At 54.2% G+C, this 14,463-nt stretch carries 17 protein-coding genes; 12 read left to right on the forward strand and 5 right to left on the reverse strand.

Annotated elements, in window-relative coordinates; all coding sequences use genetic code 11:
- The first annotated feature begins 205 nt into the window (after nucleotides 1-205).
- From KHU29_RS20200 to KHU29_RS20210, 3 genes are read left to right on the forward strand one after another with little or no spacing between them, the layout of a single operon-like run.
- Nucleotides 206-1,048, forward strand: a complete 843-nt coding sequence (locus KHU29_RS20200; RefSeq protein ID WP_246542355.1) for a biotin--[acetyl-CoA-carboxylase] ligase — start codon at nucleotides 206-208, stop codon at nucleotides 1,046-1,048.
- Nucleotides 1,049-1,051: 3 nt separating this feature from the next.
- Complete coding sequence (locus KHU29_RS20205; protein ID WP_211455129.1) at nucleotides 1,052-1,834, forward strand: type III pantothenate kinase; 783 nt, start codon at nucleotides 1,052-1,054, stop codon at nucleotides 1,832-1,834.
- Nucleotides 1,835-1,839: 5 nt separating this feature from the next.
- Nucleotides 1,840-2,505 (forward strand): SPOR domain-containing protein, encoded by a 666-nt coding sequence (locus KHU29_RS20210; protein WP_211455130.1) that lies wholly within the window; start codon nucleotides 1,840-1,842, stop codon nucleotides 2,503-2,505.
- Here the strand turns inward: KHU29_RS20210 and KHU29_RS20215 are convergent.
- Complete coding sequence (locus KHU29_RS20215; protein WP_211455131.1) at nucleotides 2,502-2,705, reverse strand: cysteine-rich CWC family protein; 204 nt, start codon at nucleotides 2,703-2,705, stop codon at nucleotides 2,502-2,504. The genes KHU29_RS20210 and KHU29_RS20215 overlap by 4 nt on opposite strands.
- Nucleotides 2,706-2,963: 258 nt before the next feature.
- Here KHU29_RS20215 and argB point away from each other — a divergent pair, with 258 nt between their 5' ends.
- Complete coding sequence (argB, locus tag KHU29_RS20220) at nucleotides 2,964-3,866, forward strand: acetylglutamate kinase (protein ID WP_038493964.1); 903 nt, start codon at nucleotides 2,964-2,966, stop codon at nucleotides 3,864-3,866.
- Between the two features lie 70 nt (nucleotides 3,867-3,936).
- Here argB and KHU29_RS20225 read toward each other — a convergent pair whose 3' ends face one another.
- A complete protein-coding gene (locus KHU29_RS20225) occupies nucleotides 3,937-4,656 on the reverse strand; it encodes a pseudouridine synthase (RefSeq protein WP_211455132.1) in 720 nt (239 codons plus the stop codon).
- A 149-nt stretch (nucleotides 4,657-4,805) separates the two neighbouring features.
- Here KHU29_RS20225 and KHU29_RS20230 point away from each other — a divergent pair, with 149 nt between their 5' ends.
- Nucleotides 4,806-5,048, forward strand: a complete 243-nt coding sequence (locus tag KHU29_RS20230) for an AbrB/MazE/SpoVT family DNA-binding domain-containing protein (RefSeq protein ID WP_211455133.1) — start codon at nucleotides 4,806-4,808, stop codon at nucleotides 5,046-5,048.
- A complete protein-coding gene (locus KHU29_RS20235) occupies nucleotides 5,045-5,440 on the forward strand; it encodes a type II toxin-antitoxin system VapC family toxin (protein WP_211455134.1) in 396 nt (131 codons plus the stop codon). The genes KHU29_RS20230 and KHU29_RS20235 overlap by 4 nt, the downstream gene beginning before the upstream one ends.
- Nucleotides 5,441-5,487: 47 nt before the next feature.
- Here the strand turns inward: KHU29_RS20235 and KHU29_RS20240 are convergent, their stop codons facing one another.
- Nucleotides 5,488-6,066, reverse strand: a complete 579-nt coding sequence (locus KHU29_RS20240; protein ID WP_211455135.1) for a DNA-3-methyladenine glycosylase I — start codon at nucleotides 6,064-6,066, stop codon at nucleotides 5,488-5,490.
- A 176-nt stretch (nucleotides 6,067-6,242) separates the two neighbouring features.
- On the opposite strand from KHU29_RS20240, the gene KHU29_RS20245 reads away from it, so the two are divergent.
- The gene (locus KHU29_RS20245; RefSeq protein WP_211455136.1) at nucleotides 6,243-7,091 is read left to right on the forward strand and encodes a D-amino acid aminotransferase; all 849 of its coding nucleotides are present in this window, start codon (nucleotides 6,243-6,245) and stop codon (nucleotides 7,089-7,091) included.
- 187 nt (nucleotides 7,092-7,278) lie between these two features.
- On the forward strand, nucleotides 7,279-7,572 hold the full coding sequence (locus KHU29_RS20250; protein ID WP_092413991.1) for a DUF493 family protein: 294 nt from the start codon (nucleotides 7,279-7,281) through the stop codon (nucleotides 7,570-7,572).
- Between the two features lie 12 nt (nucleotides 7,573-7,584).
- Here the strand turns inward: KHU29_RS20250 and gcvA are convergent, their stop codons facing one another.
- Nucleotides 7,585-8,514 carry a transcriptional regulator GcvA gene (gene gcvA, locus KHU29_RS20255; protein WP_211455137.1) on the reverse strand — a complete coding sequence of 310 codons (930 nt, stop codon included), beginning with the start codon at nucleotides 8,512-8,514 and terminating at the stop codon, nucleotides 7,585-7,587.
- Nucleotides 8,515-8,671: 157 nt separating this feature from the next.
- On the opposite strand from gcvA, the gene KHU29_RS20260 reads away from it, so the two are divergent.
- From KHU29_RS20260 to KHU29_RS20275, 4 genes are all read left to right on the forward strand, one after another.
- Nucleotides 8,672-8,980, forward strand: coding sequence for a DUF2917 domain-containing protein (locus tag KHU29_RS20260; protein ID WP_211455138.1), 309 nt, complete (start codon nucleotides 8,672-8,674; stop codon nucleotides 8,978-8,980).
- Between the two features lie 159 nt (nucleotides 8,981-9,139).
- Nucleotides 9,140-9,814, forward strand: a complete 675-nt coding sequence (gene lipB / locus KHU29_RS20265; RefSeq protein WP_211455139.1) for a lipoyl(octanoyl) transferase LipB — start codon at nucleotides 9,140-9,142, stop codon at nucleotides 9,812-9,814.
- Nucleotides 9,815-9,852: 38 nt separating this feature from the next.
- On the forward strand, nucleotides 9,853-10,869 hold the full coding sequence (gene lipA, locus KHU29_RS20270) for a lipoyl synthase (RefSeq protein ID WP_211455140.1): 1,017 nt from the start codon (nucleotides 9,853-9,855) through the stop codon (nucleotides 10,867-10,869).
- Between the two features lie 70 nt (nucleotides 10,870-10,939).
- Nucleotides 10,940-11,884: a hypothetical protein gene (locus KHU29_RS20275; RefSeq protein WP_211455141.1), complete on the forward strand. Its 945-nt coding sequence runs from the start codon at nucleotides 10,940-10,942 to the stop codon at nucleotides 11,882-11,884.
- Nucleotides 11,885-11,990: 106 nt separating this feature from the next.
- On the opposite strand, the gene KHU29_RS20280 is transcribed toward KHU29_RS20275, so the two are convergent.
- Nucleotides 11,991-14,330: an N-6 DNA methylase gene (locus KHU29_RS20280; protein WP_211455142.1), complete on the reverse strand. Its 2,340-nt coding sequence runs from the start codon at nucleotides 14,328-14,330 to the stop codon at nucleotides 11,991-11,993.
- Nucleotides 14,331-14,463: the final 133 nt, after the last annotated feature.

Consider the following 14,463-nt stretch of genomic DNA (forward strand, 5'->3'; position numbering starts at 1 on the left):
TCAGTTTAAGGGAGAATTGCCATTTGCACTATTGCAGTTATGATAAAACTGCTCGGAGGAGCGATCGTGTAAGTGAATTAACGCCTCTCAGAGAAATATGCCATAGGGATTGCCCGCAGGTTGTTTTATTATGTTTTTACATGTAATCCCGTCAGGAGCCGTGCTCAACCTGCATTTCGCTATAACTCCCGCTACAATGCGCGGCATGACTGCACAATTTATTGCACCAATTCCACTCACCAGCCATTTATCCGCCGCCCGCATCACTGCATTTGCCGGCCATCACGCCGAGCAATGCCGGATCGAAGTAGTGGCCGAGACCGGTTCTACCAATGCCGATCTGCTGGCGCGTATCGCCGGCGGCGTGCATTCCCGTCGATTGGACGCTCCGACGTTGTTGGTGGCGCAGACGCAAACTGCCGGCCGTGGCCGCGCCGGACGTGCCTGGCTGACGGCGCCTTCGGCCGCGTTGACCTTTTCGCTGGCATGGCCGTTTGCCGCACCCTTGCAGGCATTGGTCGGTTTACCGCTTGCGGTGGGCGTGACGATTGCCGAGATCCTGGCCGATTTCGGGGTCGACGTGCAATTGAAATGGCCGAACGACGTATTGCACAAGGGCCGTAAGCTGGCCGGCATCCTGATCGAGACCGCCACCGCGCCCGACCAGCAATTGTGGGCCGTGATCGGCATCGGCATCAATCTCGCCATGCCGGAACAATTGCAAGAACAAATAGGCCGTCCTACCGCCAATCTGCCAGCGTCGGCAGCACAGGACCGCGAGCTGTTGCTTGGATCGTTACTGAGCGGACTGGCGCAAAACATGCGCCAATTCGAAAGCGAGGGCCTGGCGGCTTTTGTCGAACGCTGGAATCGGCTGCATGCGTTTGCCGGCCAGCAGGTGCTGATCCTGGATCAGGGCAAGACATTGCACGAAGGCCGGGCGCTTGGCATCGACCAGATCGGGCGCTTGTTGTTGCAAACGGACGCTGACAGCAACCCGATAGCCATCATGGCCGGCGATATTTCATTACGCCCGAAGGAAGACTGAGCCATGGCCATGTTGTTGATAGATGTCGGCAATACCCGCATCAAATGGGCGCTTGCGGCGTTGCCCGAGGTTGGCGTCGGCGGTGTGCCCGGCGAATGGCTGGAAAGCGGCTCGGCGACGCATAGCGAGCTGGTGACGCTGAGCGCGCGCTGGCGCAAGCTGACGGTGACGCGCATCCTGGTTTCCAATGTGGCAGGCGAACGCACGCAGGAGCGCTTGCAGACGTTGCTGGAAACAGTTTTTGGGAGCGCCATGCCGACCTGTTGGTTTGCCTCGTTGCCGCAGCTGGCGGGTCTGCGCAATGCCTATCGCGATCCTGCACAACTGGGATGCGACCGGTTTGCCGCGGCGCTGGGCGCGCAACGGCTGTTTCCGCAGCAAGCCTTGATTGTCGCCACCTGCGGCACCGCCACCACGATTGACGCGGTCAGTGCAGACGGTGTGTTTACCGGCGGCATGATCCTGCCGGGACTGGGATTAATGGCGACCTCGCTGGCGCGCAGCACTGCGCAATTACCGCATGTCACCGATCACGTGCATGTAAATACCGTGTTTGCCGATAATACCGATGACGCTATCATCAGCGGTTGCATCAATGCGCAGGTCGGCGCCATCGAACGGGCATTTGCGCTGCAAAGCCAGCAATCGCCGGGTACACGCATCCGTTGTATCGTGGCTGGCGGCTCGGCGGCTTTAATCGCGCCGTATCTGTCCATAGCGCATGAAACAGTTGATAATCTGGTATTGATCGGTCTGCAAACTGCTGCTGTTGTGGCGGCACTATAAAATCCATGTTGAAAATCATTTTCTGGCTGCTGTTATTGGCGAATGCGACATTGTTCGCCATGCAAAAAGGCTATCTCGGCGCGCTCTACAGCGATGGCCGGGAGCCGACCCGTATCAGCAAGCAGTTGCAGGCGGATAAAATCAAGATGACGGTAGCCGATGCCGCATCGGCAGCGCCAGCCACGGCGACGGCTGACTTGCCGCCGGTGGTGGCTTGCACCGAAATCGGCAATTTCACCGCGGCCGAAGCACGGCGTTTTTCGAGCCAGTTGGCGGAGCGCACGCCGGCCGTCAAATTTGTCCGCCGCGAAACGCAGGAAGTGGCTAGCCACATGGTGTATTTGCCGTCGCTGGGCAGCAAGGAAGCGGCCGATAAAAAGGCAGACGAAGTACGTCGGCTCGGGATCAGCGACTTCTTTGTGATACAGGATTCCAGCGCGCTGCGCTATGGCATCTCACTGGGCATTTTCAAAACCGATGAAGCTGCGCAAAAGCAAGTCGCCGGCCTGGCCAAGCGCGGCCTGAGCGGCGCCAAGGTCGGTACGCGCACTGTAAGTTCCAGCAAAGTGGCATTCCAGCTGCGCGATCTGGGTGGCGACGCCAAGATCGCTTTCGACAAGATCAAACTGGATTTCCCCGGGCAGGAAGTACGCAGCTGCCCTGGTCCTTAGCGATCGGTGTATGGTTTCCGGCCGACGCCAACCGTTTGTTGTTGCCGTAGCAGGCGTTCCAGGCAGTCCGGGCAATAGCATTCCGTAGCTGCCGACCCGGCGTTGACCAGCGGCGGCAGCAGGCTGCACCAGCAAGGCTGATCTGCATGCTGGCCGGCGCCACAGGAAAACTGTTGCCGGCAGGCGGGGCATTGCGCCATTCTGTTTATCCTTTGATTGCGGATGCAAGTGCATGTTGTTCGCGGGGAACTGCCATCATCCGTACATTGATGTATCTACACAACATCGCAATGCAACATCGCAAGATTATTGGCGCGCTTGCTGCACCTAAGCAAGCGCATTTCCATGTAAAATCGCGCTGATCCTTCTCGCAGCGATTTTTAACTCCCCCGAGTTGCAGTCTTTGCACCTTTTTACTTTCTTCTGACAAGCTCAGAACCTCTCTTGTAGGACTGTTCATGGCCGATTTGACCAACGATCTAGCCAACGTTGCCCCAGGAATCAAAGCTGAAATTCTGGCCGAGGCGTTACCGTACATCCGTCAATTCCACGGTAAAACCATTGTCGTCAAATACGGCGGCAATGCAATGACCGAAGAGCGCCTGAAGCACGGCTTCGCGCGCGACGTGATTTTGTTGAAACTGGTCGGCATGAACCCGGTAGTGGTGCACGGCGGCGGCCCGCAAATCGACAATGCCCTGAAGAAAATCGGCAAGCAAGGCACCTTCGTGCAAGGCATGCGGATTACCGACGAAGAAACCATGGAAGTGGTGGAGTGGGTGCTGGGCGGTGAAGTGCAGCAGGATATCGTGATGCTGATCAACCACTACGGCGGCCAGGCTGTCGGCCTGACCGGCAAGGATGGCGGCCTGATCCGTGCGCGCAAATATCGCATGCCAGACCGCGAGCACCCAGGTGAATTCCTCGATATCGGTTTTGTCGGTGAAATCGAAGCTATCAATCCGGCGGTGGTCAAAGCCTTGCAGGATGACGCGTTCATTCCAATCATTTCGCCTATCGGCTTTGGCGCCGACGGCCAGGCTTACAACATCAATGCCGACGTCGTGGCGGGCAAGATTGCAGAGATCCTGCACGCTGAAAAGCTGATCATGATGACCAATATTGCTGGCGTGCAAGATAAGCAAGGCAATCTGGTGACCGACTTGTCGGCACGCGAAATCGATGAAATGTTCAAGGACGGCACCATCTCCGGCGGCATGCTGCCGAAGATTTCATCGGCGCTGGATGCGGCCAAGTCGGGCGTTAATACAGTGCACATCATCGATGGCCGTATCGAGCATTCGTTGCTGCTGGAAGTGTTGACCGAACAGGCGTTCGGTACCATGATCCGCTCGCACTGATTTTCCGGGAAGCCAGAATCAGTAAAACGCAAGACTTAGGTCTTGCGTTTTTTTTGCGTCTTTTTTTGTACTAGGCCGTCGGCACCAGCAAAGCCAGATGCTCACGCTCCAGGTAACACCACTCCCCCAATTCCAGCTCCAGCGCTTCCAGGGTCAGGCCGCCGATAGCGGTGCGGCGCAACGCCGAGCAATGGTTGCCGGCCGCCACCAGCATGCGTTTGACCTGATGGTATTTACCCTGTTCCAGCACGATCTCGATTTCATGCGAGCCCACTATACGGCAGCTGACGGCCGCCAGCGTCTGCGGCTCATCATGCAACTTCACGCCGGCCAGCAAGCTTTGCACCAGCTCCTCGGTCACGGGATCATGTGTGGTGGCAACGTATAACTTCGGTACGTGCCGCTTGGGCGACGACTGCGCATGAATGAAGCTGCCGTCGTCCGACATCAGCAGCAAGCCGGTGGTGTCGTGATCGAGCCGGCCAACCGGCTGCACGTCACGCCAGCTGAATTGTTCCGGCAAGATGCTCAGTACTCCCGGGTGATGGCTGGGTTTGCGCGAGCACTCGATATTGGCCGGTTTGTTGAGCACGATATAGACGTGTTCGCGGTAAACCCATTCTTCATCGAACAGGGTGAACACCAGGCCGTTGGTGTCGGGCGTGGATTTATAGTCGGTAACGGCGACGCCGCCGATGACGACTTCGCCATCTTCAATTAACTCGCGGCAATATTTTCGGCTGCCGAAGCCCTGCGATTGCAGGATTCGGTCTAAGGTCAGTTTAGGCATGGCGGGAATGTAGCAGAATGGTGCCGGGACGGGAAGAGTGGTATCCAGAATGCAGTTTGCCGATGGTGGCAGAGAGTGTATGGGGATCAGTCTTGATTTTTCATATTCCTTACTATAAAGTAAGGAATAGTGGAATTGAAAGGATTCGTATGTCTACTGCTACTGTGACCTCTAAAGGCCAAATTACCATACCTGCCGCGGTGCGGGTTGCGCTCGGCCTGGATGCCGGGAGCCGGGTTGAGTTTGTCGAAATTGAGAACGGGCAGTACGCATTTGTTGCTGCCACTGAATCAGTACAGTCCCTGAAGGGAATGCTGCGTAAACCCGGTGCCGCAGTTAGCATCGAGCAAATGAATCAAGCCATTGCGCAACGTGGGTCTGGGCAGCGATGATTGGGCTGGATACGAATGTCTTGGTGCGCTACGTTGCGCAAGACGATCCAAAACAATCACCCAAGGCTACGGCATTAATCGAGTCGCTTTCCGATACCGGTCCAGGATTCATCAGTCTGGTCGCGATGGTGGAACTAGTGTGGGTAATGCAAGGATGCTATCAAGCGACTAAGGATGAAATCGTCTCTGTACTGGAAAAATTGCTACGGGTACGGACGTTCAAAGTCGAAAACGCAGAGATTGTCCTGAGGGCATTGCATGTCTACGCGCGCTCAAATGCCGACTTCGCAGATTGCCTCATTGAGCGTTCCGCCGATGACGCCAACTGCATGCACACAATGACTTTTGACAGTAAGGCTGCAAAGAACGCAGGTATGCGGCTGATCGGATGAGCTGAGGGTGCCGCGCAGTTTTCTGCCGCGGCCATCCCGATCGGAAATTACTCCGCCACCGCCTGGTGCCGGAAACATTCGACGCAATGGTCGTTGACCATGCCGATCGCCTGCATATAGGCGTAAATGATGGTGGAGCCGACAAATTTGAAGCCGCGCTTGCCCAGATCCTTGGAAATGCGGTCGGACAACGGCGTTTTGGCAGGATTGCCGCCAAGTAATGTCCATTGATTCTGGATTGGAGCGCCGTCGACGTAGGCCCATAAGAATGCATCAAGACCGCCGACTTCGGTGCGCAGGCGCAAATAGGCCTGGGCATTGCTGATGGTGGCGGCAATCTTCAGGCGGTTGCGGACGATGCCGGCGTCAGCCAGCAGGGACGCCACCTTGATCTCGTCGTAGCGGGCGATTTTTTTAGCATCCCAGCCGTCGAAGGCGCGGCGGTAGTTGTCGCGCTTGTTGAGGATGGTTTCCCAGCTCAGGCCGGCTTGCGCACCTTCCAGGTTCAGCATTTCAAACAGCCGCACCTCGTCGTGGCAGGGTTTGCCCCATTCTTCGTCGTGGTAGGCCAGGTAACGAGGATTAGCGGGATTGGCCCAGGCGCAACGGGTAACGATGGTGGTCATGGTAAGGCGCAGGAGGAACTTTGGCGGTTCCTCGAAGTTGAGGTATGTGTATGCTACCGCATCACGTCGCCATCTCGGGCCGGCATTTTCCAGGCTCGTGCGCATACTTTTTTTGCATACCCCGCAGCCCGGCGCTGTGCCAGAATTGAATTCTCTACTTTTTTAGGAATCCGATCATGCAAGACCCGCTGGTCTATCTCAATGGCAGCATGACGCCGCTGTCCGAAGCGCGCATCCCGGTACTCGATCGAGGCTTCATTTTCGGTGACGGCGTGTATGAGGTGATTCCAATCTACGGCCGCAAATTATTCCGCGCCGAGCATCATCTGGCGCGCCTGTTTCGCAGCCTGGCAAAGATCAGTATTCCGAATCCGCATGACAAAGAGCAGTGGCTGGCGTTGATCAAGGGTGTGATCGATGCCCATCCGGCGGATGATCAGATGGTCTACATCCATGTCACCCGCGGCGTCGCCAAGCGCGGTCATGCATTCCCGAAAGAAGCGCTGACGCCGACTGTGTTCATCATGACCAACCCGCTGGTGTTGCCAAGTGCGGCATTGCGCGCGAGCGGTGTGCCTTGCGTGTCGATGGAGGATCAACGCTGGCTGCATTGCGAGATCAAGTCGATTTCTCTGTTGGGGAATGTGCTGGCGGCGCAAAATGCGGCCGAGCATGGCGTGGTGGAAGCGATTCAGTTCCGCGATGACTGGCTGACCGAAGCGTCGTCTTCCAATGTCTGGATCGTCAAAAACGGCAAGCTGATGGCGCCGCCTAAGGATAATCTGATCCTGGAAGGGATTCGCTACCGCCTGATCGAGGAATTGTGCGCCGCCGGCGGCATTCCGTTCGAAGCCCGCAAGATTGCGCGCGAAGAGGTGTTTGCCGCTGATGAAGTGCTGTTGTCGTCGGCTACCAAGGAAGTATTGCCGGTGGTCTCGATTGACGGCAAGACTATTGGAAATGGCGAACCCGGCCCCATATACAAACAGTTATACGAGGCTTATCAGGCGGCCAAGGCAGCTTAATCAGGGAGCGCAGTAACGCACAGGTATTGCTGTAGGGCGTTGCAGGGCAGAAATCTCGTGGTTTTCTGCCCTGTTTTCATTTACACAAGCTGTGCCGGCAAATTACCGGTCGCCGATAAGCTTTTAGTGCAGGAATCCGTTTCGGGAGTAAACTACTATCCTGCGTCACCATTAAAGAGCAACCATCATGACCGAGCCCACTGAAAACCAGGTTATCCCGCCCGCTGAAAGCTTGATCGAATATCCAAGCGATTTTCCCATCAAGATCATGGGACCTACGCACGACGCATTTGCGCCGACCATGGTTGGCGTGGTGGTGCAGCACGATCCGACGTTTCATATCGACAAGCTGGAAGTGCGGCCGTCGTCCAAGGGTAACTATACCGGCTTGACTGCTACTGTCCGTGCCACTAGCCGTGAGCAACTGGATGATTTGTATCGGGCGCTGTCGTCGCACCCGATGGTCAAAATGGTGCTTTAAATCCTTATCGGATCAAGATGGCTCGGATCTTCCGGGCCATTCACTTTGCGCCTTGAACGTCTCGATCTCGTCCAGCAGCCAGCGATGGAAAGCCTGCACTTGCGGTTTGCTCAGCGCTTCCTTGGTGCAGGCGAAATAATAGGATAGCGGGCAGAGCGCGACGACGTCGAACAAACGCACCAACTCCCCCGAAGCAATTTCCTGCAGCGCAATCGCGTGCCGCGTCAAAGCAATCCCCAATCCATCCGAAGCCGAACGCAACAGCATCGACGCATCCTCGATCAGCAAGCCGCCGGTCGGTTCCACCAGGTCGATGCCTGCAGCCTCGAACCACGGCATCCACGATGACTCGGTATCCATGCGCAACAGGCTGCACTGCTCCAGTTCCTGCGGCGTTTTCGGCAGGTTGCCGCCGCGGTAGTTCGGGCTGGCCACCGGATAGTAATAATCATCCATCAGTTTTTCCACCACCAGGCCCGGATAGTGGCCCAAGCCGTAACGCAGGCCGACATCGATAGGCTCACGCTCCAGGTCGTTGAGGTGGCTGCTCGATTGCAGCACTACCTCGGTATCGGGATGCAGGTCGATGAACTTCCACAGTCGTGGCGCCAGCCAGCGTGCGGCAAACGAAGGCAACGCGGAAATCGTCAGCCGCTTCTGCTTGGCATCCATCTTCAAGGCTTCGGCCGCAAACGCGATTTCATTCAGGGATTTACGGATGACGGCGGCAAAGCGCTGCCCTTGTTCGGTGATCGTGATGCGCTTGCCGTGGCGGCTGAACAACATGATGCCCAGTTCCTGCTCCAAGGCACGTATTTGATGGCTGATGGCGCCCGGCGTCACATAGATTTCTTCGGCGGCGCGCGAAAAGCTGTCGTTGCGTGCTGCAGCCTCGAAGGCGCGCAGGGCGGAGAGATTAGGCAATTTTCGGAGATCGGCCATTTTATATGAGGAAAATTAGCAAGGGAGGAGAAAATTACTCGTTTTGTTACTGGCTGTAGATTGCTTAAAATGGCTCTGTAGAAACAAGGAATGTCTATATCAAGCGGTTTGGAATGAGGTAGCGTCCAATATACCAGCAGTTTCAAGGAGTGACATCATGAGAAAATTATTAGCTAGCGAGTCTTTAACCATAGGTGCCGGTACCGCCACGTCAGTAACCGCCCCGGTAGCGCAAACCCTGCAAATCATGCAAGGCCGGGTCTGGGTGACCGTAACAGGGCACGGCGACGACTACTGGTTGTCTGCCGGGCAATTCCTAAGCGTAGCCGCTGACAGCCATATCGTCATCGAAGCCATCAAAGGCAACAGCGTGGTGCAAGTTCAACAGCAGTCGACGCGTATGCCGTCATCGAGCGCTCGGGCTGGCTTTAGCAAGCCGCTGGGCGCCAATCCTGCAGTTTGCTGATTTTGCCGGTTTGATATTCGATTTCCATCCGATATCGTGACGTGGCTGCAACATTGTTTTGATCTGAATATTGCATGACTGGTTGCCGTCAAGCCTCATTCCGGCTTGACGGCGCCCCGCTAGCGCACGCCGACGGCCGATTTTCGGTACACTTGCGGTATGTCCAGTGCGCAGCAAACCATTTCCCCAGATCTTCTGCCTAGCCCCCAAATCATTCAGCGCGGCGTAGAACCTTATCAAGTCAGTTTTGACGCGATGCGCGCGTTTACCGACGCCCGTTCCCCCGATACGCCAGACCAGTTGTGGATCGTCGAGCACCCGCCAGTATTTACACTGGGTTTGGGAGCCGATCCGAGCCATGTGCTGGCGCCGCACCAGATTCCGGTGATACAGACCGATCGCGGCGGCGAGGTGACTTATCACGGGCCGGGTCAGGTAGTGATTTACCTGCTGCTGGATTTGCGCCGCCGTCGTCCCGCCGCGCGTCTGTTTGTGCGCGAATTCGTGCAGGGTATCGAGCAGGCGGTGATCGACACGCTGGCAGCGTATAATCTGGCTGGTGAACGCAAGGCCGGTGCGCCCGGGATTTATATCGCCGATGGCGCCTGGCAAGGTGCAAAGATCGCCGCCCTTGGCTTGAAAGTCAGAGGCAGCGGCTGCACTTACCACGGCGTGTCGCTCAATGTTGCCATGGATCTGGCGCCTTTTACCTGGATCAATCCATGCGGCTACGAGGGCCTCGCCACCGTCGATATGAAAACACTAGGCGTTGATAGTGCTCTCTCAGAGGTGCAGTTAGCGCTTGCTCACAAATTGATAGACCGTTTTAACTGAGTCCTTTTTCGAGACTCCAGCAAGGAAATGCCTAGACCATGACCACAGAAACCACGCCGTCGCTGCCTGCCGAAGCCACTGAAGCCACTATTGCCACCGCTAGCTACAATCCGTCCGAAAAGCAAAAGGGCGCCAGCAAGACCTCGCGCATTCCAATCAAGATCATTCCGATTGAAGCCCTGAAAAAGCCGGACTGGATACGCGTCAAGGCAGCCTCGCCATCGTCGCGGTTTTACGAAATCAAAGACATCTTGCGCGCCAACAGCCTGGTCACTGTCTGCGAAGAAGCCAGTTGCCCGAATATCGGCGAGTGTTTCGGCAAGGGCACGGCAACCTTCATGATCATGGGCGACAAATGCACCCGTCGCTGCCCGTTCTGCGATGTCGGCCACGGCCGCCCCGATCCGCTCGATGTCAACGAGCCGGAAAACCTGGCCAAGACCATCGCCGCGCTGAAATTGAATTACGTCGTCATCACCAGTGTCGACCGCGACGATTTGCGTGACGGCGGCGCCGGCCATTTCGCCGAATGCATCCGCCACGTACGCGCGCTGTCGCCGAATACCCGTATTGAAATCCTGGTGCCTGATTTCCGCGGCCGCATGGATCGCGCGCTGGAAATCCTCAACCTGGCGCCGCCGGATGTGATGAACCACAACCTGGAAACCGCACCGCGCCTGTACAAGGAAGCACGGCCCGGCTCAGACTACGAATATTCGCTGAACCTGCTGAAACGCTTCAAGGCGCTGCATCCGAACACGCCGACCAAATCCGGCATCATGGTCGGCCTCGGCGAAACCGATGAAGAAGTACTGCAAGTCATGCGCGATATGCGCGCCCACGATGTCGACATGCTGACCATCGGCCAGTACCTGATGCCGAGCGGGAATCACTTGCCGGTGCGGCGCTACGTGCACCCTGACGTCTTCAAGATGTATGAGGAAGAAGCCTACAAGATGGGTTTTGCACACGCCGCCGTGGGCGCCATGGTGCGTAGCTCCTACCATGCCGATCAGCAGGCGCATGATGCTGGCATGGTTGTGAACAATCAGTAGTTGGTGAGACAATCCAGAAGTAAATGAGACAAATTCAAAAGTGGTGAGACAATTCTGAATCGATAAATCGTTGAATAACAATGATTTACCTTCGATTTCTGCCCTCTCCAAGGGTGAAAATTCCTGGCGAATTGATTGGTTCGGCGATCTCGCGTTCCCAAACCGCTTAATTCGCCGAACTCAGCCTTCCTTGTTTCTGCACTTGTCGCGCGTCCTCAACAACAATTACCGCGACGATCCCTCTGTATTACTGTCACCAGACTCAACGACGCCCGCGAAATTCCAGCGCAAAGTATGGATCTCGGCGGGCACATTGCCCCTTTTGCGTATCGGCGACATCTGGCGCAACGACAAATTAGAAGCTAGCCCTGAATACCAACTGGAGACTTTCGTCGACCTGCGCATCGACGACACGACTGTCAGTCTGATTAAGGCCGGTTTGAATCTGGATCACAAAGGCTTTCTGTTGCCTATTTCAGAGCATCCATGGCATATGCAGTGTACGCATTCGTACTGCGTGATGGTGGAGCTGCCTGGCGACCGTCGACTTATCATCCCCTGCATCGAGCTGATCCGATTTTATTTTGGTTCATCCAGCAGTCTGCTCACCAAGCTATTCTTGTCGCCGCTCGAACGCAAAGCGCTATACAGCAATCCCCAATTCGACAATGCCACTGGCCGTCTTGTGCTGGAACTGGCCGAGAAAATCTCAGGAGCGTCAGCAGCCGATATTGGCCGTCTACATCTGGATCCCGCAGCGTGGCGTGCGGCGCTACATGTGGGCGCCTCCGCCTTGAAGGCATCCTTAGCGAAGCAAAGTGTCTATCCACAGGCATTCTTTCCATTTGAAGGGAAGACCACGCTGGTCGCTGCGGGAAAATGGTTGTCTTTCGAGGATCAGCTTCAGGCGACCTTTATAGTCTACAACCTGCGCTCGTGCTCTCATCCCTTGCGGTTGAAAACTGCATCTCTCACAGACCCGGGCGCTGCGGCGCAACTCCACCGCACTTTGTAGCCAGTTCGGGAATGAACAGCGTGCGCTCGGGTATGGTGATTAATGCGAACGCGGCCATGAAAAAGCGACCGCCCCTTCTCTCTCATTCTTGAAAAGCAATTTCCGATTAGTCAAAAGTCAACCGTGTCGCGCTCAAAATTCTAAGTTGCTCTTCCAATGCAATTTTGGCATCGTGAACCGTTTTGAACGATTTGACTTTTGCACGTTGCGCCACCAAATCCGGAGTTTTTCCGGAAATCGGCACATCAAGTTCGACAGCTCGCAGATTATCCGGCGTGGCTTTAAATGTATGATTAAAGCCGTGTTTTTGTTTCATCCCGTGTAATCCGTAAAAAATGAATTCGGGATCTATGTTTGAATCAATTACTCGAAAACAAGTTCGATCCGTACTGACAAAAAACGGTCGCACGTGTAAGAGAAGGTTTGTGCCCGCACTTCCATCACCATTTGCCGCAAAAGAAATTACGGGCGCCTTAGCCGTTGCATCAATAATTCCCAACGAAGAATCATGAATGTATGCAACCGGTAATTTTGCGGCGGAATAAACAGGGATGTCTTTCGAATCTTGGGTATCGTATTGTCTATATTGCGTTTTATTCCAACCTGTTTTTGTTTTGATGTACTCCATCCATGACCCCCCAAGCCTAAGTTTATTCACTTTTACCTTGCTTGATATGGAGGAAGTTATTGGTTGGTAGGCGGCCAAAATTTTTGCAGATGCTTGAACCGCAATGGCAAGCGAAGCAAGGTCACCGGGCGAAACAATTTTCACTGCATCAACAACCCCCAATTTTTGGCGTTCGGCGTTACTCCACCAACGCTCACATAGCCAATGATCAGCTTTCAAAATTTTACTTACGGGAATTATTTTGCATCGAGAACTTTTCGCTTTGAACGATTCAGGACTTCCCTTAAATTGATTGAATAAGGCCGCAGCCTCCGTCAAATCATTTTGGGATGATGGGAATCGATATGAATCACGCGATTCTCCTATTTCACTGACAATGTATGAAAAAATCGGTGTTTTCTGATCGGCAGTAGAAACTTTCTTCTTTGTAAACGCAAGGATGTAGGTCTTCTTTTTGGTCGAGTAAAATGTTTTCTCCGGCAAAGAAATGATTGCCTGCACTTCGCAATGTGCGCATATATAACGCAAAATGGCCTCTTGTTGCAGCAATCCGTCAGGCACAACGGCAATTCCTTGACCGCCAGGAGTCAGATTTTTTACAATCCACTCGATCGACAGGGCTTCTGTACCTCGCCCACCAGAAGTGTAATAACTTCCTAATCCAGCGCTCTCAATAGCCCTTCGAAGACTGGCGACCCCACTAGAGACATATGGGGGATTGGTGAGAATTAAATCGAAAGGCTCTTCATCGATTTTTTCAAATGTCCCGAGGTTTGAGCGAAGCAAAGTAAAGACCGGGTTGAATGCATTTTGCGAGAACTGCTTCAGCTCACTTGGAGTGTGGTGTTTCGCTATAAGATCGGCAAAATAGATAAGCATATTAGCTTTTGCCAATATTATTGTGCGCTCGTCCTCTTTCTCATCAGATCCTTTATCGTAACCGCGCAGCGTAAGGCGCGGTGCCACTTTGCCGTTCTTCGGCTCAAATTCTGCAAGCCAACCAGGTACTTCTGCGATTGCTTCCAAAATGAAGCCCCCAACACCACAAAAGGGATCGCAGATCCGAGCAGTGGGCGGCAGAGATCCAGCAGTCGACATTTTTACTATCGCTTGGACCACAGTACGGGGAGTAAAAAATTGTCCGAGAGCCTTGACGCCGGCCGACTGTCTTAGAAATGCCTCATAAAGCTTTGTTTTGAATTCGCGTTGAATATGTCGGAAAGAACCGTAAGCCTTTCCATATCTGTATAGCTCGTCAAGCACTTCACCAAACAGATGGGACTGAGCATGATTTGCCTCACCTTTCTCGTTGACGAAAATTGTTCCATTAATGATAGTCGTGCCATCATCGCCAGCCGGAAACAACCCCCGAATCTGCTTGCGTACCACAGCAGCGTACTGGCTGAGAGCGTCGTCTGCATTCTGTTCTCGGATTTTGTATATAGCATCAAAATTCATATGCGCCTTTAATACTCCCAGATCGCTGAGGAATTTAAAGACGAACATTTCGACGACGTTGTACAAACACTTTTCCGGCTCTTTACCAGTATTGACCCATATTTTTTGCCATAAAGCTTTAGCCAGCGGCGTAGGGTCGAGCAACGTCACTGCTTTTAGACGGTCATTTGCCACATCAAGTGACGCTTCTATAAGATCGAAAAGACTTTCAAGATCTGCTGTTTCTTCTTTGCTTGAGGAACCGTCTTGGAATTTTTTGACGTTGATCACTTTTACTATTGGAGTACCATCCGCGTTGCAAACGGTATTACCGGAAAGTGCATTAATCCAGATTGTCTTGGTATTATCTGTAATGATCAAGAGTTTCCCCCTGTGTCAGGATAGATGTCGCGTCATCTGATTTTTCTTAAAAAGCTCAGGGGGCGGAGCGAAGACATGCAGTGAAACGCTATTCATTAGAACGCAAGGAAGCCATTCTCAGACGAATGATGCC

Source organism: Collimonas antrihumi (genome assembly GCF_018304965.1).
Classification (GTDB): Bacteria; Pseudomonadota; Gammaproteobacteria; order Burkholderiales; family Burkholderiaceae_D; genus Collimonas; species Collimonas antrihumi.